This is a genomic window from Pseudomonas sp. BF-R-30 (assembly GCF_019956175.1).
In the GTDB taxonomy this organism is placed as follows: domain Bacteria; phylum Pseudomonadota; class Gammaproteobacteria; order Pseudomonadales; family Pseudomonadaceae; genus Aquipseudomonas; species Aquipseudomonas jessenii.
On sequence record NZ_JAHBDE010000050.1, the window covers coordinates 1 to 22,375 of the forward strand.

At 60.9% G+C, this 22,375-nt stretch carries 16 protein-coding genes; 7 read left to right on the top strand and 9 right to left on the bottom strand.

Features of this window, described 5'->3' with window-relative positions; genetic code table 11:
• Nucleotides 1–243: 243 nt before the first annotated feature.
• The gene (locus tag KGB20_RS22500) at nucleotides 244–843 is read right to left on the bottom strand and encodes an FMN-dependent NADH-azoreductase (protein ID WP_046043697.1); all 600 of its coding nucleotides are present in this window, start codon (nucleotides 841–843) and stop codon (nucleotides 244–246) included.
• 230 nt (nucleotides 844–1,073) lie between these two features.
• Nucleotides 1,074–1,388 (bottom strand): hypothetical protein, encoded by a 315-nt coding sequence (locus tag KGB20_RS22505; protein WP_057715974.1) that lies wholly within the window; start codon nucleotides 1,386–1,388, stop codon nucleotides 1,074–1,076.
• Between the two features lie 49 nt (nucleotides 1,389–1,437).
• On the opposite strand from KGB20_RS22505, the gene KGB20_RS22510 reads away from it, so the two are divergent.
• The 5 genes from KGB20_RS22510 to aqpZ all read left to right on the top strand — a co-directional run bounded on the left by KGB20_RS22510 (nucleotide 1,438) and on the right by aqpZ (nucleotide 6,673).
• A complete protein-coding gene (locus tag KGB20_RS22510) occupies nucleotides 1,438–2,361 on the top strand; it encodes a LysR family transcriptional regulator (RefSeq protein WP_007972479.1) in 924 nt (307 codons plus the stop codon).
• Nucleotides 2,362–2,375: 14 nt separating this feature from the next.
• A complete protein-coding gene (locus KGB20_RS22515) occupies nucleotides 2,376–3,179 on the top strand; it encodes an alpha/beta fold hydrolase (protein ID WP_154946939.1) in 804 nt (267 codons plus the stop codon).
• A gap of 3 nt (nucleotides 3,180–3,182) precedes the next feature.
• Nucleotides 3,183–3,746, top strand: coding sequence for a peptidylprolyl isomerase (locus KGB20_RS22520; protein WP_090453726.1), 564 nt, complete (start codon nucleotides 3,183–3,185; stop codon nucleotides 3,744–3,746).
• A gap of 94 nt (nucleotides 3,747–3,840) precedes the next feature.
• Nucleotides 3,841–5,673, top strand: a complete 1,833-nt coding sequence (locus KGB20_RS22525; RefSeq protein ID WP_150813363.1) for an ABC transporter ATP-binding protein — start codon at nucleotides 3,841–3,843, stop codon at nucleotides 5,671–5,673.
• A 301-nt stretch (nucleotides 5,674–5,974) separates the two neighbouring features.
• On the top strand, nucleotides 5,975–6,673 hold the full coding sequence (gene aqpZ, locus KGB20_RS22530; protein ID WP_090453724.1) for an aquaporin Z: 699 nt from the start codon (nucleotides 5,975–5,977) through the stop codon (nucleotides 6,671–6,673).
• Nucleotides 6,674–6,684: 11 nt separating this feature from the next.
• Here the strand turns inward: aqpZ and KGB20_RS22535 are convergent, their stop codons facing one another.
• The gene (locus tag KGB20_RS22535; protein WP_154910896.1) at nucleotides 6,685–7,809 is read right to left on the bottom strand and encodes a GNAT family N-acetyltransferase; all 1,125 of its coding nucleotides are present in this window, start codon (nucleotides 7,807–7,809) and stop codon (nucleotides 6,685–6,687) included.
• Between the two features lie 281 nt (nucleotides 7,810–8,090).
• Between KGB20_RS22535 and KGB20_RS22540 the strand changes: the two genes are divergently transcribed.
• A complete protein-coding gene (locus KGB20_RS22540) occupies nucleotides 8,091–9,422 on the top strand; it encodes a putative porin (RefSeq protein ID WP_057715980.1) in 1,332 nt (443 codons plus the stop codon).
• 309 nt (nucleotides 9,423–9,731) lie between these two features.
• Here KGB20_RS22540 and KGB20_RS22545 read toward each other — a convergent pair whose 3' ends face one another.
• From KGB20_RS22545 to aceK, 3 genes are all read right to left on the bottom strand, one after another.
• Nucleotides 9,732–10,853 (bottom strand): beta-ketoacyl-ACP synthase III, encoded by a 1,122-nt coding sequence (locus KGB20_RS22545; RefSeq protein WP_057715981.1) that lies wholly within the window; start codon nucleotides 10,851–10,853, stop codon nucleotides 9,732–9,734.
• A 323-nt stretch (nucleotides 10,854–11,176) separates the two neighbouring features.
• Nucleotides 11,177–15,088 carry an ATP-dependent RNA helicase HrpA gene (hrpA, locus tag KGB20_RS22550; RefSeq protein ID WP_154946940.1) on the bottom strand — a complete coding sequence of 1,304 codons (3,912 nt, stop codon included), beginning with the start codon at nucleotides 15,086–15,088 and terminating at the stop codon, nucleotides 11,177–11,179.
• A 213-nt stretch (nucleotides 15,089–15,301) separates the two neighbouring features.
• The gene (gene aceK / locus KGB20_RS22555; protein WP_223533006.1) at nucleotides 15,302–17,020 is read right to left on the bottom strand and encodes a bifunctional isocitrate dehydrogenase kinase/phosphatase; all 1,719 of its coding nucleotides are present in this window, start codon (nucleotides 17,018–17,020) and stop codon (nucleotides 15,302–15,304) included.
• A gap of 159 nt (nucleotides 17,021–17,179) precedes the next feature.
• On the opposite strand from aceK, the gene KGB20_RS22560 reads away from it, so the two are divergent.
• Nucleotides 17,180–18,088: a DMT family transporter gene (locus tag KGB20_RS22560; protein WP_154946941.1), complete on the top strand. Its 909-nt coding sequence runs from the start codon at nucleotides 17,180–17,182 to the stop codon at nucleotides 18,086–18,088.
• A 139-nt stretch (nucleotides 18,089–18,227) separates the two neighbouring features.
• On the opposite strand, the gene KGB20_RS22565 is transcribed toward KGB20_RS22560, so the two are convergent.
• From KGB20_RS22565 to KGB20_RS22575, 3 genes are all read right to left on the bottom strand, one after another.
• A complete protein-coding gene (locus tag KGB20_RS22565; protein ID WP_154946942.1) occupies nucleotides 18,228–19,808 on the bottom strand; it encodes an aldehyde dehydrogenase (NADP(+)) in 1,581 nt (526 codons plus the stop codon).
• A 74-nt stretch (nucleotides 19,809–19,882) separates the two neighbouring features.
• Nucleotides 19,883–20,878 (bottom strand): AraD1 family protein, encoded by a 996-nt coding sequence (araD1, locus tag KGB20_RS22570; RefSeq protein ID WP_150814862.1) that lies wholly within the window; start codon nucleotides 20,876–20,878, stop codon nucleotides 19,883–19,885.
• Nucleotides 20,879–20,930: 52 nt separating this feature from the next.
• Entirely contained in the window at nucleotides 20,931–22,106 is a 1,176-nt protein-coding gene (locus tag KGB20_RS22575; protein WP_007972458.1) for an L-rhamnonate dehydratase, read from the bottom strand.
• Nucleotides 22,107–22,375 lie beyond the last annotated feature (269 nt).

The following is a 22,375-nucleotide window of genomic DNA, read 5'->3' on the forward strand; positions in this document are numbered from 1 at the left end:
AGCGTCGTGTCAGTCGATACCATTGTTGCCTGACACACCGCTTTCGCGAGCAAGCCCGCTCCCACAGGGGGTTGTCGGTGTTGGTTAAATCGCAGGCAAAAAAAAGCCCGATCTCGCTAAAGCGTTCAATCGGGCCAGAGCACTCAGGAGCAACAAGTGCGAAGGGAGGTTCGATGCGCGTACAGGCTTGAAGGGTTGCGCCAGGTCACTAGACCATCCAGCGATTATCTGGCGATTAACTGGTCAGGCCACTTGCGAAAGCTTGGCGTTCGCCTGGTTCAGGCCTTTCTCCTGGAAGTCGCCACCCAGGTTCATGCCTTCGGCGTGGATGAACGTCACGTCGTGGATGCCGATGAAACCCATGACCTGGCGCAGGTACGGTTCCTGGTGATCGGCAGTGCTACCGGCATAGATGCCGCCGCGAGCCGTCAACACATACGCACGCTTGCCACTGAGCAGGCCTTGGGGACCGGTTTCGGTGTACTTGAAGGTCACACCGGCACGCAGTACATGGTCGAGCCAGGCTTTCAGGGTGCTGGGGATCGCAAAGTTGTACATGGGCGCGGCCATGACCAGCACATCGGCGGCGAGCAATTCATCGGTCAACTGGTTGGAGCGTTCCAGGGACGCCTGTTCGATGTCGCTGCGCTGCTCGGCGGGTTTCATCCAGCCACCCAGCAGGTTGATGTCCAGATGCGGCACCGGCTTGACGGCCAGGTCCCGGACGGTGATCTGGTCATTCGGGTGAGCGGCTTTCCACTGGCTGATGAACGTCTGGGTCAGTTGGCGGGAAACCGAGTCTTGCTGACGGGCACTGCTTTCGATGATCAGAACGCGGGACATGGGATGTAGCCTCCATCTGAGAATGCTGTAGGTCGATGGAGTGAAGGTTAAACAGAGTCATATCGATGAAAAAGCGCAAATAACTGCTATAACCCATCAATAAATTCGTTTATAAGCAAACCATGCTCCCGTGGGAGCGGGCTTGCTCGCGAATAGGCCCTGTCAGTCGACAGCAACGTTGAATGACACACCGCCTTCGCGAGCAAGCCCGCTCCCACAGGGGGTTGAGTTCATTTCGGGGTGCAGGTCAGCTCGATGCGCAGCTTGATGATGCTGCGGGTGAATTTGGCGGTTGCATTTTTGTGCTTGCCGGCCGGTACATCGATCTTGCGGGTACGCGGTGCTTCCGGGCCATTGATGAAAACGACCTTGCAGCTCGCATCGACGTCGCCGTAGTTGGCCACCTGGATGGAGCCGATGTCGTTATCCGTGTCGTAGGTCTGGTAATCGATCTTCATGCCGTTGAGGTCTTTTTTCACATCGATCGGGTAAGCCATCGCCGTCAGCGGCAGCAGCGCCAGCAGCACACAACAGAATTTTTTCATTCAGCAGCCTCCAATTAGGGCTGCCAGCTTAGGACAAGAGGAGTTCAACATGAAAGCGCCCCGCGTGACCCTCGATCAATGGCGAACGCTGCAGGCCGTGGTCGATCACGGTGGTTTCGCCCAAGCCGCCGAGGCGCTGCATCGCTCGCAATCGTCAGTCAGCTACACCGTGGCCCGCATGCAGGATCAGCTCGGCGTACCCTTGCTGCGCATCGACGGGCGCAAAGCCGTGCTGACCGAAGCCGGCGGCGTTCTGTTGCGCCGCTCCCGGCAACTGGTGAAACAGGCCAGTCAACTCGAAGACCTGGCCCATCACATGGAGCAGGGCTGGGAAGCCGAAGTGCGCCTGGTGGTCGACGCTGCCTACCCGAGTGCCCGCCTCGTCCGCGCCTTGACCGCGTTCATGCCGCAAAGCCGTGGCTGCCGGGTGCGCCTGCGCGAGGAAGTGCTGTCGGGTGTGGAGGAAGTCCTGCTCGAAGGCGTGGCCGACCTGGCCATCACGGGTTTCAGTATTCCCGGTTACCTGGGCGCGGAATTGAGTGACGTCGAGTTCGTCGCTGTCGCCCACCCGGAGCATCCCCTGCACCGGCTCAACCGCGAACTGAGCTTCCAGGACCTGGAAAGCCAGATGCAAGTGGTGATCCGCGACTCGGGCCGCCAGCAACCACGGGACGTCGGCTGGCTCGGTGCCGAACAGCGCTGGACCGTCGGCAGCCTGGCCACCGCCGCGACGTTCGTCAGCAGCGGTCTGGGGTTTGCCTGGCTGCCCCGGCACTTGATCGAACGGGAACTCAAGGAAGGTACGCTCAAGCTGCTACCGTTGGATCAGGGCGGCAGCCGTAACCCGAGCTTTTACCTGTATTCGAACAAGGACAAACCGCTGGGACCGGCCACGCAGATTCTCATCGAACTGCTGCGTACGTTTGACACCGCACCATTGGACGCACCGTTCGCCGCCCCCGAACAAGCCTGACACGGAGTGTATGCATGGCCTATTTCGAACACGAAGGTTGCAACCTGCACTATGAGGAATATGGTCACGGCACGCCGCTGCTGCTGGTCCACGGCCTCGGCTCCAGCACCCTGGACTGGGAAAAACAGATCCCGGCACTTGCCACCCGCTACCGGGTGATCGTCCCGGATGTGCGTGGTCACGGCCGTTCGGACAAGCCCCGGGAGCGCTACAGCATCGCCGGATTCAGCGCTGACCTGATTGCACTGATCGAACACCTCAATCTCGGTCCGGCACACTATGTCGGCCTGTCCATGGGCGGCATGATCGGCTTCCAGCTGGGCGTGGATCAGCCGCAACTGCTCAAGAGCCTGTGCATCGTCAACAGCGCGCCCGAGGTCAAGTTGCGCAGCCGCGATGACTACTGGCAGTGGTTCAAGCGCTGGAGCCTGACGCACGCACTCAGCCTGCGCACCATTGGCAAGGCACTGGGCGGCAAGCTGTTCCCCAAACCCGAGCAGGCCGATTTGCGACAAAAAATGGCCGAACGCTGGGCAAAAAACGACAAACATGCTTATCTCGCCAGCTTCAATGCCATTGTCGGCTGGGGAGTCCAGGAACGACTTTCGAAGGTCACCTGTCCAACCCTCATCGTCAGCGCCGACCGTGACTACACACCGGTGGCGCTGAAGGAAAACTACGTAAAACTGCTGCCCGACGCGCGGCTGGTGGTGATCGCCGATTCACGCCACGCCACGCCGCTGGACCAGCCGGAACACTTCAACCAGGCGCTGCTGGAGTTTCTGACCGCAGTCGACACCACCACTCAGGATCACTGACCCATGCTGAAAAAAATCGCCCTCGCCGCAGGCACCGTCCTGTTTGCCGCCAACCTGATGGCCGCGACGCCGGAAAAGGCACCGCATGTGCTGCTGGACACCACCAACGGCCAGATCGAAATCGAACTGGACCCGGTCAAGGCCCCGATCAGTACCAAGAACTTCCTTGCGTACGTCGACAGTGGTTTCTACAACAACACGATTTTCCACCGGGTAATCCCGGGGTTCATGGCCCAGGGCGGTGGTTTCACCTCCTCGATGCAGCAGAAACCGACCAAGGACCCGATCAAGAACGAAGCCAGCAACGGCCTGCATAACGTGCGTGGCACGCTGTCGATGGCTCGCACCTCCGATCCTGACTCGGCCACCAGCCAGTTCTTCATCAACGTCAAGGACAACGATTTCCTTGATCCGGGTCGCGACGCCGGCTACGCCGTGTTCGCCAAAGTGGTCAAGGGCATGGACGTGGTCGATATCATCGTCAACACGCCTACCACCAGCAAAAACGGTATGCGCGACGTGCCGGCCGATCCGGTGTTCATCAAGTCAGCCAAGCGCATCGACTGAGACTAAGCTGGACAAGGATGTCCGAGCCGTTGCCGGTGTTTGCCGGCAACGCTCAAAACGTTAAAAGGAGAGCCCGCTCGCGGGCGAACAACCAATGCTTTATCGCCGCTTTGAAAAACTGATCGATGTTTTCCGCGAAGCACCGACGGCGTCTCCGCCGGACCGGGTTTTCCCTTTCTACACTTATTACCTCAAGCAGGTCTGGCCGAGCTTCGCCGCCCTGCTGATCGTCGGCCTGATTGGTGCGTTGATCGAGGTGGCGTTGTTCAGCTACCTGAGCCGTATCATCGACCTGGCCCAAGGCACGCCGAACATCAATCTGTTCCAGGATCACGCCCTCGAACTGACCTGGATGGTGGTGGTTGCGCTGGTGCTGCGCCCCATCTTCGTGGGCCTGCATGACCTGCTGGTGCACCAGACCCTGAGCCCCAGCATGACCAGCATGATCCGCTGGCAGAACCACAGCTACGTGCTCAAGCAGAGCCTGAATTTTTTCCAGAACGACTTCGCCGGGCGCATCGCCCAACGCATCATGCAAACCGGCAACTCACTGCGCGATTCCGCCGTGCAAGCCGTGGATGCGTTGTGGCATGTGCTGATCTACGCCATCAGTTCCCTGGTGCTGTTCGCCGAAGCCGACTGGCGCCTGATAATCCCGCTGCTGACCTGGATCTTCGCCTTCATCGGCGCCCTCTGTTACTTCGTGCCACGGGTCAAGGATCGCTCGGTGGTGGCGTCCGATGCGCGCTCCAAACTCATGGGGCGGATTGTCGACGGCTACACCAACATCACCACCCTGAAATTGTTCGCCCACACCAACTTCGAGCAGCAATACGCCCGCGAAGCGATCAAGGAACAGACCGAAAAGGCGCAACTGGCTGGCCGTGTCGTCACCAGCATGGACGTGGTCATCACCAGCATGAACGGCTTGCTGATCGTCTGCACCACCGGCCTGGCCCTGTGGTTGTGGACGCAGTCGTTGATCAGCGTCGGGGCGATTGCCCTGGCCACCGGCCTGGTGATCCGCATCGTCAACATGTCCGGCTGGATCATGTGGGTGGTGACCGGCATTTTCGAAAACATCGGCATGGTGCAGGACGGTCTGCAGACCATCTCGCAACCGGTCAGCGTCACCGACCGCGACCAGGCCAAACCCCTGGCGGTGGCCCGCGGCGAAGTACGCTTCGAACAGGTGGATTTCCACTATGGCAAGCAGAGCGGGATCATCGGCGACCTCAACCTGAGCATCAAGGCTGGCGAGAAAATCGGCCTGATCGGCCCTTCCGGCGCCGGCAAGTCAACCCTGGTGAACCTGCTGCTGCGCCTGTACGACGTCGAAGGCGGACGCATCCTGATCGACGGCCAGAACATCGCCGACGTCAGCCAGGAAAGCCTGCGCGAACGCATCGGCATGATTACCCAAGACACCTCGCTGCTGCACCGCTCGATCCGTGACAACCTGCTGTATGGCAAACCCGACGCCACCGACGCCCAACTCTGGGAAGCGGTGCACAAGGCCCGGGCTGACGGTTTCATTCCTTCGTTGTCGGACGCTGAAGGCCGTACCGGTTTCGATGCCCACGTCGGTGAGCGCGGGGTGAAACTCTCCGGCGGCCAGCGCCAGCGCATCGCCATCGCCCGGGTACTGCTCAAGGACGCGCCGATCCTGATCATGGATGAGGCCACGTCGGCACTGGACTCGGAAGTCGAAGCAGCGATCCAGGAAAGTCTCGAGACCCTGATGCAGGGCAAAACCGTGATCGCCATTGCTCACCGGCTCTCGACCATCGCCCGGATGGACCGGCTGGTGGTGCTGGAAAACGGCAAGATCGCCGAAACCGGAACCCACGCCGAGCTGCTCGCCCATGGCGGTTTGTATGCGCGGTTGTGGCAACACCAGACCGGTGGGTTTGTCGGGATCGATTGATCCCTTGATCAACACACCAATCCCTGTGGGAGCGAGCTTGCTCGCGATGACGGAGTGTCAATCGACAGCAATGTTGTCTGGTCCGCCGCTATCGCGAGCAAGCTCGCTCCCACAGGGTCCCAGTGAAGCCGAAAAATTTTAGAAAACCGCCAGGACCCGCGAACAACGGGCCCTGGCGGTTTTTTGTGCCTGCTGGAATTCTGAAAAAACCGTGCTGTACTGACTTCAACGTTCTGGAGATGGTTCTGCAGTCCATCAGCTGGATGCTAAAGGCAGCATAATCTCGAAAGGGCACTCTCCTATGTCTCTGTTAAAACGTTCGGCGACTGAGTTGGTTGGTACGTTCTGGCTGGTGTTGGGTGGTTGCGGCAGCGCAGTGTTGGCGGCGGCTTTTCCGGAGGTGGGGATCGGCCTGCTCGGGGTGTCCTTTGCGTTTGGCCTGACAGTGCTGACCATGGCTTTTGCCATTGGCCATATTTCCGGTTGTCATCTCAACCCCGCGGTATCCCTCGGCCTGGTGGTGGGTGGACGGTTTCCGGCCAAGGAATTGCCGGCCTACATCATTGCCCAGGTCATTGGCGGTGTGATTGCCGCCGCGCTGCTGTACTTCATTGCCAGCGGCAAACCCGGTTTCGAACTGGCGGGAGGCCTGGCGTCCAACGGCTACGGCGAACACTCGCCTGGCGGCTATTCGATGGCGGCAGGGTTTGTCTGTGAACTGGTGATGACCGCGATGTTCATCCTGATCATCCTCGGCGCCACCGACAAACGTGCACCGGCAGGACTGGCACCCATTGCCATCGGCCTGGGGCTGACGCTGATCCACCTGATCTCGATCCCGGTCACCAACACTTCAGTCAACCCGGCGCGCAGCACCGGCCCGGCGCTGATCGTCGGCGGCTGGGCGATTCAACAACTGTGGATGTTCTGGGTCGCGCCGCTACTGGGTGCAGTGGTCGGTGGCGTGCTGTATCGCTGGCTGGGCAAGGAAGAAAGCTGACACGCTGAAGTTCAGCCTTGTCGATAAGGCAAGGCTGACTTCGCATCCTCTGCATAAGCCAGCACCCCCAGCCGCTCCTGCTCCAGGAAGTCTTTCACCGCAGCTTTCAATCCCGAATGCCGCAAGTAGTGCCAGGAATGCGTAATGACTGGCTCGAATCCGCGAATCAGTTTGTGCTCGCCCTGGGCTCCGGCATCGAAACGCTGGAAACCGTTGGCAATGGCATAGTCCATGCCCTGGTAGAAACAGGTCTCGAAATGCAGGCGATCGAACTCTGCCAGGCATCCCCAGTAACGGCCATAAAAGCTGTCGCCCCCCACCAGACTGAACGCCATCGCCACCGGCCTTGAATCCTGTTTGGCCAGCACCACGCGAATCGACTCCGGCATGCGCTCGGCCAGCAGGCTGAAAAACTCCCGCGTCAGGTACGGCGCTTGCCGGCGCACCGCGTACGTATTGGCGTAGCAGGCATAGACGAAATCCCATTGCGCCTGGCTCAGTTCCCGCCCCTCCAGCCATTCGAATTCGAAGCCCTGGCCGGCCACCTGCTCGCGCTCCTTGCGCATCTGTTTGCGCTTGCGCGAACTGAGAACGTCGAGGAAGTCCTGGAAATCCCGGTAGCCGCGATTCTGCCAGTGGTATTGACAGCCAACGCGCTGCAGCCAGCCCGGTTGCTCGCTCAGTGCCGCGTCGGTAAACGGATCGGTGAAATTGATGTGGGCACTGGAGAGCCCTTCAAGCTCCAGGTAGCCCGGCAGGCTTTTCAACAACTCGAAGCCGTCTTCGACCGTGGCCGCCAACAGCCGCGGCCCGGTGACCGGACTGAACGGCACCGCGCTCAACAGCTTGGGGTAGTAGTCGATGCCGGCACGTTCACAGGCATCGGCCCAGGCGTGATCGAACACGTACTCGCCATAGGAATGCCACTTGCGATAACCGGGCAGCGCGGCGATCAGTCGATCCCCTTCGACGTGCAATAAATGCTCGGGCTGCCAGCCGGTATGGGGTCCGACGCTGCCGCTGTCTTCCAGTGCGCTCAAAAAGGCGTGACGCAGAAAAGGCTGAGTCTCGGGCACCAGTGCATCCCACGTCTGCGGGGCGATTTCTGACAGTTTTTGCAGGCGTTGCAACGGCATCACCATCCTCACTCTTCATGGCGTGAAAGCCCCGCGAGTATCGCCTATCGCTCTGCAATGCACACGGGCAAAACGACGACAGCGCTCTAACTCAATAGTTCACGGCAGCTTTGTATCGTCATCGACATGACATCACATTGCCACCGCCCTGTAATAAACCATCGCGATACTGGCGCCTGTTTTTAGAGCGCCGGGTTATACCCGGCCACTGTTTTCCGCCCCCTTATGGTCGGTTGTGTCCCGGATGGCTCTGTCATCCCCTCTCATCTTCGGAGATTGATATGCGTCTTGCTTCCACGAAAACTGCGGCGGCCTTGTGCGGTGGCCTGTTGCTGGCCATGAGTGTTCCGGCCAGTGCCGCAGTCGACGCCAAACTGCTCGACATGCTCAAGGCTAACGGCTCGATCACCAGCGCGCAGTACAGCGAACTGCAAGCCGAGCTGGCCAGGGATCAGAAAGAACAGCAGATCGCCCGTCAGGCTCAGCAAGAGACCAACGAGCAAATCGCGGCCACCGCGAAGAAAACCGACACACTGAGCGCTTTCGACCAGAAACTGGCCTGGGCTGCCAAGACCCAGTTCAAGGGCGACGTGCGCTTCCGTCAGGAAACCGTGCACAACGATGGCGTATCCAACAACAAAGACCAGGACCGTCAGCGCATTCGTGCCCGCCTGGGTGCCTACACCGAAATCAACCCGCAAGTCGACACCGGTATCCGTATCGCCACCGGCAACAACGACGACGCTCGATCCACCAACCAGAGCCTGGACAACTACTTCGACAAGAAGCAGATCTGGCTGGACCAGGGTTACGTCGACTACCACCCGGACGCGATCAAGAACCTGCACCTGGTTGGCGGCAAGATGCCGCAACAATGGGTGAGCATGGGCGACATCATCTGGGATAGCGACATCAGCCCGGAAGGTCTGGCCGTTACCTACAAGTACCCGCTGAGCGGCAGCACCGAGCTGTTCGGCAGCGCCGGTCACTACACCCTCAAGGACAACGTCGACGGTGAAGGCGTGCAGTTCAAGCACGACCTGCGCCTGTATGCCGGCCAGTTGGGTGGTCGCTTCGCCATCACCGACAGCATGAAAATGACCTTGGGCGGCAGTCTCTACGCCTACGACAACGATGACAGCAGCGCCTGCCCTACCAGCGGCACCGTCACCACGCCGTGCGCACTGGCCGTCAACGGCAACAGCCCGGGCGAACAGTTCAAACTGTACGAAGGCTTTGGCCAGCTGGACTTCTCCAACCTGCCAGTACCGCTGTCGCTGTACGGTCAGTACGTCAACAACGCCGATGCCAGCAACGACCAGGACACTGGCTGGTTGGCCGGTGTCAAGACCAAGCTCTACGGCTTCGGCGTGGACTACAACTACCGCGACGTACAGCGTAACGCTGTGGTGGGCGCCTTCACCGACTCCGACTTCGCCAACGGCTTCACCGGTTCGCGCGGCAGCAAGCTGAAAGTGAGCTACGAACTGGACAAGAACTTCACCCTGGGCGCGACCTACTACATGGCGACCTCGGACCAGACCAACGCCAACATCAAGAAAACCGATTCGGACATCAACACCCTGCAACTGGATGCCGAAGCCAAGTTCTGATTCACCCCGCTATACGACTCGGGCAAGGAAGCCCGGGACGCTTTTACAGCCTGGCTTTGATGTATCGGTCCCCATCATCCTCCGACACATCAACGCCGGGCTGTTTTCATATCCCCGCCTGCACATATTCATTGTGGCGAGGGGGCTTGCCCCCGTTGGATCGCGAAGCGATCCCAAACCCGGCCACTGCAATTTGACAGACATACCGTATCAGCCTGTTCTACGTCGACTTCGTCGCCGAACGGGGGCAAGCCCCCTCGCCACAAAAGCCCTGCCAAAAAAATCGCAGCTACGACAGTTAAAACAATTTCAGCGCTTGCGCAGCAACACGCTACCAATCGAATAACCGGCACCGAACGAGCTGAGCACGGCCAGCGAACCTGCAGCCAGATCGTCCTGGTTCTTGTGGAACGCAATCACGGAACCGGCGGAACTGGTGTTGGCGTAGGTGTCGAGAATCACCGGCGCTTCCTGTTCGGTGGCGTCGCGACCCAGCAGTTTCTTGACGATCAGGTGGTTCATGCTGAGGTTGGCCTGGTGCAGCCAGAAGCGCTTCACGTCGCTGACGTTGAGCTGGTTTTCCTGCAGATGCTCACCGATCAGCTCGGCAACCAACGGGCAGACCTCCTTGAACACCTTGCGGCCTTCCTGCACGAACAGTTTGTCCTTGGCACCGATGCCCTCTTCCGCCGCGCGGTTGAGGAAGCCGAAGTTGTTGCGGATGTTGTTGGAGAACTTGGTCAGCAGCTTGGTGCTGACGATGTCGAACTGGTACTTGGACGTCGCCAGGTCAGCACGCTCGATGATCACCGCGGTGGCAGCGTCACCGAAGATGAAGTGGCTGTCGCGGTCACGGAAGTTCAGGTGGCCGGTGCAGACTTCCGGGTTGACCATCAGGACCGCCCGGGCCTGGCCCAGCTGCACGCTGTTGGCGGCGGTCTGGATACCGAAGGTCGCCGAGGAGCACGCCACGTTCATGTCGAAACCGAAACCCTGGATGCCCAGCGCTTCCTGGACTTCGATGGCAATGGCCGGGTAGGCGCGCTGCAGGTTGGAACAGGCGACGATCACGCCGTCGATGTCCGCGGCGGTCTTGCCGGCGCGCTGCAAGGCTTGTTCGGCCGCGCCGATGGCCATCTGGCACAGCACCGACCACTCGTCGTTGGAGCGCTCCGGCAGGCGTGGGGCCATGCGCTGCGGGTCGAGGATGCCATCCTTGTCCATGACAAAGCGGCTCTTGATGCCCGAGGCTTTTTCGATGAACGCGGCGCTGGATTCGGTCAATGCCTCCACTTCACCGCGCGCAATGGCATCGGCGTTGTCGGCGTTGAATTGCGCGACGTAAGTATTGAAAGACTGCACCAGCTCTTCGTTGGAAATGCTATTGGCCGGGGTGTACAGGCCGGTGCCGCTGATGACGACATTATGCATGGTCGTGTCTCTAATCTGTTCAGGCAGAAAGCATTGGCACCGTCGTACCAATACACAAAGGGTCTATTCCCATCCGGGGGACGCAAACCTGGCATCGCTTTATTCCTGCTCGCAACCGGGTCGAAGGCTCTAGGTCGCGAAACTGGCGTTTATGGTCGCGAAGTTTGCCATAAACCTTGGGTTTTGGCGCCTTTTGCGAGAGCAACGCAATACTTGTAGGAGCGAGCTTGCTCGCGATGGACTAGAGAACGCCGTGGGGTGTCAGGTTCCCAGCGTTATCGTTGACGACCATCGCGAGCAAGCTCGCTCCTACAGGGATTGTGTCAGGCCTCTACCTGACTCCACTGCTTGTTCAGCCGCTTGTCGGAGATAGGCACCTTGGTTCCCAACTGTTGCGCAAACAGCGAAACCCGGTATTCCTCCAGCCACCAGCGATACAACTCCAGCTGCGGATCGCGCTTGCCTTCCTGGGCGTGTTTGCTGGCGCGGGTCTGGTATTGCGTCCACAGGCCGCTCAATTCGCCGCTCCAGACCCGGTCGCGCTGCACCTGGGCACCGATTTTTTCAAAGCGCTGTTCGATCGCCTTGAGGTAACGCGGCAACTCCTTGAGCCACTGCATCGGCGTTTCCCGGACAAACCCCGGATAGACCAGGTAGCTGAGCTGCTGCTTGATGTCGTTCAGGGCCACGGCTTGGGCGAGATCGATCTTGCCCTTGAAGCGCTTTTGCAGGCCATGCCAGAGCTTGAGGATTTCCAGGGTCAGCTTCGCCACACGTTCGGCGTGCTCGGTCCAGGCGCCACGCTTGCGCTCGGCCAGGGACGCCAGACCGGCGCCGTCACGGGGCAGCGGGTCTTCACCTTCGAGAATGCAGCTGTCGAGGCTGGCCAGCAGAATGTCTTCCACCAGCGCATCGACCCGTCCCATGTCGCGGTACAGCAGGCCCAGCTCGGTCAGGCCCGGCAACTTGCCGCGCAGGAACTTCGCAGGCTCAGCCAGTTGCTGCATCAGCAAGCGTTGCAGGGCACGGCGATGCTGGAACTCGGCTTCGGCCGGGGTGGAGAAACGTCCTTCCTTGACCGTGCCCGCCTCTTCCACCAGCGCCGGATACACCGTCATCGACAGTCCGGCGATCTTCTGTTGGGTTTTCTCGGCCACGGCGGCAAACACTTTCGGCTCCACCGGTTGCTGGCTCTTCGCGGTTTGCGGCACCGCCAATGCAGCCTGGCTGGCCTCGGCGAAACGCGCGGTGAGCTCGGCCAGATCGCGACCTTCGCCGAGGAACTTGCCCTGGGCGTCGACGATTTCCAGGTTCATCCGCAGATGACTTTCGACCTGCTGCGCGGCTTCGCTCCAGGCTTCATCGCTGACGCGGGCACCGGTCATGCGCAGCAGTTCGCGACCCAAGGCCTGAGGCAGCGAGCCCTCGGCAAAGGTCATGCGCTGCAAGGCCGCCTTGACGAAGTCCGGCACCGGTACGAAATTCTTGCGCAAGGCCTTGGGCAGGTTGCGCACCAGGGCAATGCACTTGGCTTCGATGACGCCCGGCACCAACCATTCCAGGCGTTCCGGTGGCAGCATCGGCAACAGCGGTGCCGGCACGCGCAGGGTCACGCCGTCGCGCGGGTGATTCGGTTCGAAGTGGTAGCTGAGGGCTAATTCCAGATCGCCGATATGCAGCGTATCCGGGTAATGCTGGGCGGTGACTTCACTGGCTTCGCGGGCCAGCACGTCTTCTTCGCGCATGATCAGCAGCTGCGGGTCTTTCTGGCTGTTGATCCGGTACCAGCTGTCGAAGGTCGCGGTCTGATGGATCTCCGCCGGCAGCCGTGCATCGTAGAAGGCGTACAGGGTTTCTTCGTCGGCGAGAATATCGCGACGGCGGGCCTTGGCTTCCAGTTCGTCGAGTTGTTCCAGCAGCTGTTTGTTGGCGGTCAGGCACTTGGCTTTCGACTGGATCTCGCCGCGTACCAGTGCTTCGCGGATAAACAACTCGCGTGAAACCACCGGATCCACCGGGCCGTAATGCACCGGCCGGCGCCCGACCACGATCAACCCGAACAGGGTGATCTGCTCGAACGCCACGACCTGACCGCGCTTCTTCTCCCAGTGGGGCTCGAAGTGGTTCTTCTTGATCAAGTGCCCGGCCAGCGGCTCGATCCAGTCGGCATCGATCTTGGCGACCATACGCGCGTAGAGCTTGGTGGTTTCCACCAGTTCGGCGGTCATCAACCATTGCGGGCGTTTTTTGCCGATTCCCGACGACGGGTGAATCCAGAAGCGCCGCTGACGGGCGCCAAGGTAATCGCCCTCTTCGGTTTTCTGGCCGATCTGGCTCAGCAACCCCACCAGCACCGCTTTGTGCAGTTTCGGATAGTCCGCCGGCTCTTTATTGAGGCTCAGCTGCATGTCGCGGCAGATCAGGCTCAATTGGCGATGGGAGTCGCGCCACTCGCGCAGGCGCAGGTAATTGAGGAAATTCTTGCGGCACCAGTTACGCAGCGGACTGGCCGTCAGCGCCTGGCGCTGCTCTTCGAAACCACGCCACAGATTGACCAGCCCGGCGAAGTCCGAGTCGGCGTCTTTCCACTGGGCGTGGGCCTGATCCGCCGCTTGCTGACGCTCCGGCGGACGCTCGCGCGGGTCCTGGATCGACATGGCGCTGGCGACGATCAGCACTTCCTGCAGGCTGCCGAGCTTCGCCGCTTCCAGCAGCATGCGGCCCATGCGCGGGTCCACCGGCAGCCGCGCCAGTTGGCGACCGAGCGGAGTCAGCTGGCTGTTGCGGTCCACCGCCGAAAGTTCTTGCAGCAGGTTGTAACCGTCGCTGATGGCCTTGCCATCCGGTGGCTCGATGAACGGGAATGCGGTGACCTCGCCGAGGCGCAGATGCAGCATCTGCAAGATGACCGCCGCGAGGTTGGTGCGCAGGATCTCCGGATCGGTAAATTCCGGACGACCGAGGAAATCCTCTTCGCTGTACAGGCGCACGCAGATGCCCGGCTCGACCCGTCCGCACCGGCCTTTACGCTGGTTGGCGCTGGCCTGGGAAATGGCTTCGATGGGCAGGCGCTGGACCTTGGCCCGGTAGCTGTAGCGGCTGATGCGCGCAGTGCCGCTGTCGATCACGTAGCGAATGCCCGGCACGGTCAGCGAGGTTTCCGCGACGTTGGTCGCCAGAACCACGCGACGGCCTGGGTGAGACTGGAAAATCCGCTGTTGCTCGGCCGGCGACAACCGCGCGTACAACGGCAGGATTTCGGTGTGCTTGAGCTGAGCCTTGCGCAGCATGTCGGCGGCGTCGCGAATCTCGCGTTCACCGGGCAGGAACACCAGCACGTCACCGGGGCTGCGGCGTTCGCTGCGCTCGTAGGCGGCGATTTCGTCGAGGGTGGCAAGGATCGCCTGATCCACCGTCAGGTCGTCCTCGACGCGGTTGCCCTCTTCGTCCTGCTCAAGCGTCAGCGGGCGATACCAGGTGTCCACCGGGTAGGTGCGGCCGGATACCTCGACAATCGGCGCGTCATCGAAGTGCTTGGAGAAACGCTCCAGGTCGATGGTTGCCGAAGTGATGATGACTTTCAGGTCGGGACGGCGCGGCAGCAGGGTTTTCAGGTAGCCGAGCAGGAAGTCGATGTTGAGGCTGCGTTCGTGGGCCTCGTCGACGATGATCGTGTCGTAGCGTTCCAGATAACGATCATTCTGGGTTTCCGCCAGCAGGATGCCGTCGGTCATCAGTTTGATCAGGGTGCTGGAATCACTCTGATCCTCGAATCGCACCTGATAGCCGACCAACGCGCCCAGCGGTGTACCGAGTTCTTCGGCGACCCGGCTGGCGACGCTGCGCGCAGCGATCCGGCGGGGCTGGGTGTGGCCGATCAGGCCGTGCTGGCCGCGGCCGATTTCCAGGCAGATCTTCGGCAACTGGGTGGTTTTACCCGAGCCGGTCTCACCGGCGATGATCAGCACCTGATGCTTTTCCAGCGCCTTTTTGATTTCGTCGCGCTTGGCGGCGATTGGCAGGCTGTCGTCGTAACGGATCACCGGCAGGCTGGCCTTGCGCGCCAGTACCTGCTCACAGGACGCCTGCATCCGCGTCACCCACTGGCCCAGCCTGGCCTCGTCGGGTTTCTTGCGCAGCTCAAGCAACTGCCGCCGCAGCCGGTGGCGGTCGGCGAGCATGGCGTGATCGAGGTTTTTCAGCAGTTTGTCGATGGAGGGCGATTCGTCGGTCATCGGGTACGCAATTCAGTCGTCTAGTGGCGCAGGGTGCGGATTGTCGCAGATTTACCTGTCCCTGTGGCGAGGGGGCTTGCCCCCGTTGGGTCGCGGAGCGGCCCCAGAACCTGTCACCACGGCGCATCAGATAAATTGCGGCGTCAGGATTACGACTGCTTCGCAGCCGAACGGGGGCAAGCCCCCTCGCCACAGGGCAGTTGCGCTACGACGTTACTCGTTATCGAGACCCTTGCGCCGATACGGAAACACATCAATCACCTTCCCCGCCCGAATCGCTTCCTGCAGGCTCGTCCAGTAATCAGCGTTGTACAACTCGCCATGCAACTGATCGAACAACTTGCGTTGCCCCGAATCGGCAAACAGGAACGGTGGAAACTCTTCCGGGAACACGTCCAGTGGCCCGATCGAGTACCACGGTTCGGACGCCATTTCATCTTCGGGTGTACGTGGCAACGGGATGTGGCGGAAATTGGCCTCGGTGAGGAAGCAGATCTCGTCGTAGTCGTAGAACACCACCCGACCGTGACGGGTCACCCCGAAGTTCTTCAGCAGCATGTCGCCGGGAAAGATGTTGGCCGCCGCCAGTTGCTTGATCGCCAGCCCATAGTCTTCCAGGGCCTCGCGCACCTGCGCCTCGTTGGCGTTCTCCAGGTAGAGGTTCAGCGGGGTCATGCGGCGCTCGGTCCAGCAGTGACGGATCAGCACCGTATCGTCTTCCACCGACACTGTGGACGGTGCGACTTCCAGCAGTTCCTCCAGGCACGCCGGATCGAACTTGCTCAGGGGGAAACGGAAGTCGGCGAACTCCTGGGTATCGGCCATGCGCCCGACCCGGTCGACGCTTTTCACCAGGCGGTACTTTTCGATCACCGTGGCGCGGTCGACGTTTTTCGAGGGCGAGAAACGGTCCTTGATGATTTTGAACACGGTGTTGAAACCCGGCAGGGTGAACACGCTCATGACCATGCCGCGCACGCCGGGGGCCATGATGAACTGGTCGTCGGTATTGGCCAGGTGATTGATCAGTGCCCGGTAGAACTCCGACTTGCCGTGCTTGTAGAAGCCGATCGAGGTGTACAGCTCGGCAATGTGCTTGCCCGGCAGGATGCGCCGCAGAAAGCCGATGAACTCCGCCGGCACCGGCACATCCACCATGAAATACGAGCGGGTGAACGAGAAGATGATCGACACGTCTGCTTCATCGGTGATCAGCGCATCGATCTGGATGCCGCGACCCTCCAGGTGCAGCAATGGAATTGCCAGCGGCCATTGCTCGTCGGCGGTGTAGATGCGCCCCACCAGGTACGCGCCTTTATTGCGGTACAGCACCGAGGAAAACAGCTCGACGCTCAGCTCCGGATCCTTGCACACCCAATCCGGCAGGTTATCGCGCAACTGCGCTTCGAGGCGCTTCAGGTCACCGGCCAGGTCGGCGTAATCCTCACTGAAACGGTAGTCGGCGAAGATGCTGGCGAGCATCGCCGACAATTGGCCTTGCGGCTTGTAGGTGCGGGTTTGCGCGGCCCGGGCGCGGCGCAGGCTTGGCCGGGTGGTGTGGATGAACATGCAGCCGTCGCTGATCAGGTCATGGCTGAACAGTCCGCAGAAGATCGAGTTGTACCAGGTCTCGGACAGTTCATCGTCGAAGCGCAGGTCGATCAGGCTGATGTAGGCGTTTTTGACCAGCGGCCAGCAGCTGACGTCCAGGGTGTCGGCGTCAAACGCGGTGCGCAGTCGCTCCACCGTTTCACCGACCTTGTCTTCATACAGATTGATCCGTGCCGCCGACGCCGTCTGCGTTTCCTGCCACTTGGCCTGTTCGAAGCGGGCCCGGGCGCCGTCAGTGATCTGGCGAAAATGCTCGCGGTAATCGTCAAAGCCATCGAGGATCAAGCGGGCGATGTCGGCGGCTGGCCATTGCTGCGGCATGGTGAGACCTCTGCGGGAATTCGGGAGGCTTGAGCTTAGCCAGTGAACCGGGTGCAGGAGAAGCGTAATTTTCCGGGTGAATTAAATGCCCGGTTTTCGGTTGCCATCGATCACACACTCAGCAACACTTTCGCCCCTCCCCCAAGGAAGGACCGCGCTGTGAACCCCGTCGATATTTTCCGTTTACTGTCCCTGGCGGCCATTTGGGGGGCCAGTTTTCTGTTCATGCGTATCATCGCCCCGGCGATCGGCAGCATTCCTACCGCTTTTTTCCGTGTATCGATCGCCGCTGCCGGACTGCTGGTGATTCTCGGCCTGATGCGCATCAGTTGGGACTTCAAGGGCAAACTCAAGACCGTGATGCTGCTCGGGGTGATCAACTCCGGGATTCCGGCGACGCTCTATTCGGTGGCTGCGCAGGTGCTACCAGCCGGTTACTCGTCGATTTTCAATGCCACGACACCCTTGATGGGCGTGCTGATCGGCGGCCTGTTTTTCCATGAAAGGCTCACTGGCGCCAAACTCGGCGGCGTGTTCCTGGGGCTGTTCGGCGTGGGCGTGCTGACCCGTGCCGGTCCGGTGGCGTTCGATTTGGAACTGCTGATGGGTGCCGTCGCCTGCCTGCTCGCGACCACCTGCTATGGATTTGCGGGGTTTCTGGCCCGCCGCTGGCTCGATCAGGCCGGTGGTCTCGACAGCCGTTTGTCGGCAGTGGGCAGCATGCTTGGCGCGACGTTGTTCCTGCTGCCGCTGTTCGGCTACAGCGTGATCAGCCAACCACCCGCGACCTGGGGCGGCTGGAGTGTCTGGCTCTCGTTGCTGGGGTTGGGTCTGGGATGCACGGCGTTTGCGTACATTATTTACTTCCGCCTCCTGAGCTCGATTGGCCCGGTGAAATCGATGACTACGACCTTTTTGATCCCGCTGTTCGGCGTGCTGTGGGGGGCGTTGTTTCTTGATGAGCCATTGTCGATGGCGCATGTCTATGGCGGGATGTTGATTGCGCTGGCGTTGTGGTTGGTGTTGAAGCCGGCGGCGGTGAAACCGGGTTTGGTGGCTGGCCGGTAGTGTTGTGGCGTTGCGGATGACGCCTTCGCGGGCAAGCCCGCTCCCACATTTGATCAGAGTGTTCACAAATTATGCGTTCACAACAGATCCAGCGTGGGAGCGAGCTTGCTCGCGATGGCGTCAGCCCAGACACCGACAATCACAAGGCCGAAGCACTCACCTCCCCATCCACCAACCGCCGAATCCCCAGCGGATTGCCGTTCTGCAACGCCTCGGGCAGCAATGCATCCGGATAATTCTGGAAGCACACCGGCCGCAGGAAGCGGTCGATAGCCAGGGTGCCCACCGAGGTGCCCCGCGAGTCGGATGTCGCCGGATACGGCCCGCCATGCACCATGGCCTCGCAGACTTCAACCCCGGTCGGATAGCCGTTGAGCAAGATCCGTCCGACCTTTTCTTGCAGCAATTCAGCCAGCCAGCGGTGCTCCAGTAATTCGTTCGCCTCACCAATCAGCGTCGCCGTCAATTGCCCGCGCAGGCCCTGCAACGCTGCCGCCAACTGTGCCTGGTCCTCGAGCTCAATGACGATGGTGGTCGGCCCGAACACTTCCTCCTGCAGCAACTCATCGCCCTTGAGCAACAGGCTGACATCGGCCTTGAACACCTGCGGCTGCGCCTGATTGCCCTGTTGCGGCCGGCCCGCCAGGTGGGTCAGGCCCGGATGCTCGTGCAGTTCACCAAGGCCCCGGCCGTAGCTGGCCAGCGCACCGGCGTTGAGCATGGTTTGCGCCGGTTGTTGGTTCATGTGGGCGCAGAATGTCTCAAGAAAAGCACTGAACTGCGGCGAGCGCACAGCAATGACCAAGCCCGGATTGGTGCAGAACTGCCCGCAGCCCAGGGTCACCGAACCGGCCAATTGCGCCGCGATCTGCTCGCCGCGCACCTTGAGGGCTTCGGGCAGCAGGAACACCGGGTTGATGCTCGACATCTCGGCGAACACCGGGATCGGTTGTGGCCGGGTCGCCGCCATGTGGCTCAGGGCATTGCCGCCCTTGAGCGAACCGGTGAAGCCCACCGCCTGAATCGCCGGATGCTTGACCAGCCATTCGCCGACACCGCCACCATAAATCATGTTGAACACACCGGCCGGCATAGCGGTTTTTTCCGCCGCGCGGATGATCGCGTCAGCCACCCACTCGGCGGTTGCCATGTGCCCGCTGTGGGCCTTGAACACCAGCGGGCAACCGGCAGCCAGTGCCGAGGCGGTATCGCCACCGGCAGTGGAAAATGCCAGCGGGAAGTTGCTGGCACCGAACACCGCTACCGGTCCGATGGCGATGCGGTACTGGCGCAGATCCGGACGCGGCAACGGCTGACGATCCGGCAATGCCCGGTCAATGCGCGCACCATAGAAATCGCCGCGACGCAGCACCTTGGCGAACAGGCGTAACTGGCCGCTGGTGCGTCCGCGCTCACCTTGAATACGCCCGGCCGGCAACGCGGTTTCGCGGCACACGGTGGCGACGAACTCATCACCCAGCCCGTCGATTTCATCGGCAATGGCATCGAGGAACCGCGCACGTTTTTCCGCACTCAGGTTGCGATAGACCGGGTACGCCGCAGCCGCCGCTTTCGCGGCAGCATCCACCTCGGCTTCGCTGGCCTGGACGAAGGTTTGGGGCAACGGCTCGCCAGTGGTGGCGTCGAGGCTTTGCAGCTGCAGCGTACCGTTGGCACTGCGGCGGCCGCCGATGTAGTTGTGTCCAGATAATGTGGTCATGAGTGATTCCTTGATCGTCTGGCTAGCCGAAGATTTGTGCGGCGCTCTTGAGTCCATCGCGAGCAAGCTCGCTCCTACAGCGTACGCACCTGACCGATGCCAAGCGGCTGGGCGCTTTCTCCGATGCCGTTGACCAACGGCTCACCGAACTCATCGAGACTGATCTGGAAGCGATCCCCCGGTTGGGTTTTCACCCCGTCGGCAAACGACAGCGTGGCGGTGCCGAAGTAGTGCACGTGGACATCGCCGGGTCGCAGAAACTGCGCGTATTTGAAGTGGTGGAATTCCAGGTTGGCCAGGCTGTGGCACATGTTGTCTTCGCCGCTGAGAAACTCCTTTTCCCAGATCGTTTGCCCGTTACGCTTGATGCGGCTGGTGCCCACCAGATGCCTGGGCAATTCACCGACACGCAGCGCCGGACCGTAGGAGCAACTGCGCAGTTTCGAATGGGCGAGGTACAGATAATTGCGCCGCTCCATGACGTGGTCGGAGAACTCGTTGCCCAGCGCAAAACCGACACGGTATGGCTGGCCGTCGTCGCCGATTACATACAGGCCGGTCAGCTCAGGTTCTTCACCGGCATCCTCGGCAAACGGCGGCACCGGGAAATCCGCACCGGGACGCACGACGATGCTGCCGTCGCCCTTGTAGAACCACTCCGGCTGCGCACCGACCTGCCCTGCCGCCGGTTTACCGCCTTCCAACCCCCACTTGAACATGCGCATGGTGTCGGTCATGCCGGCTTCGACTTCGCCGTCGTGCTGGTGCATCTTGTCCCGGGTCGCGGCACTGCCCAGATGGGTCAGACCGGTGCCGCTGATCAGGCAGTGAGCGGGGTCTTCGTGGTCCAGCGGTGGCAGTACTTTGCCCTGCTGCAACAGCGTCGCGTAATCCGGTCCCGGTTCGGTACCGCGCAAGGCGACTTCTTCTTGCAGATTGCGTTGCGCACGAATCGCCGCCAGCGCGAGTTCACGGGTGCTGCGAGTATCGCGCACCACCAGAATCTGCGCCCCGGCGACCAGGCCGACCTGGCGCTCGCGGTCAGTGTTTTCAAATTGAATCAGGTGCATGTTGTGTCTCCGATCAGTCATCCGAACGCCGCTCGAATGCGGCGCTTGAAGGTCATTCGATGATGTTGAAATCGCTCAGGTACTCATCGGAGATTTCCAGGCCCAGGCCCGGCTTGTTGTCATCCAGCTGGATGTAGCCGTTGACAGGTTGCGGCTCGCCCTTGAATACGTAGTAGAAGAGTTCGTTGCCGACCTCGACGTCGAACACCGGGAAGAACTCGGCCATCGGCGAGGCGGTGGTGGACATGGTCAGGTGATAGTTGTGCATCTGCCCGGCATGGGGGATGACCGGCACCGACCAGGCTTCGGCCATGGCGTTGATCTTGCGCGCGGCGGTGATGCCGCCGACGCGGTTGGTGTCGTACTGGATGACGTCGACGGCGCGGCGTTCCAGCAGGTCCTTGAAACCGTAGGAGGTGAACTCGTGCTCGCCGCCGGAGATTGGCATGATCCCCATCTTCTTCAGCTCGATGTAGCCTTCGATGTCGTCGGCGATTACCGGTTCTTCGAGCCAGCGCGGTTCGAATTCGGCCAGTTTCGGCAACATGCGCCGGGCATATTCCAGGGTCCAGCCCATGTAGCATTCGAGCATGATGTCGACGTCGGGACCGGCCAGCTCACGCAGGGCGCGCACTTGTTCGATGTTGCGGCGCATACCTGCCGGACCGTCTTTCGGACCGTAGCCGAAACGCATTTTCAGCGCGGTGAAACCCTGGTTCAGGTAACCCTGGGCTTCTTCGAGGAACAGGTCGAGGTTGTCGTTGGCGTAGAGCTTGGACGCGTAGGTCCAGATCTTTTCCTTGGTGCGCCCGCCGAGCAGTTTGAACACCGGCTTGTTCACCGCTTTGCCCATGATGTCCCAGATGGCGATGTCGATCGCCGAGATCGCCGCCATGCCGATGCCCTTGCGGCCCCAGGCGTGGCTCTGGCGGTACATTTTCTGCCAGATGTATTCGTTGTCGAAGGGGTCTTCGCCGATGGCGATCGGTGCCAGGTAGGTGTCGATGATTTCCTTGGCCACACGCGGCGCCAGGGCGCAGTTACCGATGCCGACGAGGCCGGTGTCGGTCTCGACTTCCACCACCAGCCAGCCGTGGAAACGGAACGAGCCCATGGCGTCGCCACGTTCGAACAGGATGTCGCTGGCGTTGGTGCAGAAGTGCGCCTGGGGTGGCACGACTTTGCCTTTCCACTCGAAAACGCGGGTACGGATCGCTTTGATTTTCATGAATACAGTTCCTTGGGCTGTCGGCTTCTTGTCATTGTTGGTCGTGTGCGCAGAGCCTTTTGATGGAGGGGCTCGGGCATTCGATGGGCCGACTTTAGCCAGCGCCCGGGGACTGCGGATAATCACTTATGCGTATCCGGCGATAACCTGGGGTGATAGCCATACCCAGTAAGTTGGCTGATCGGGTTATCAGCCATACACAAAACAAATGTGGGAGCGGGCTTGCTCGCGAATGCGCTGGGTCAGTCGACACAGTTGTCGTCTGACCC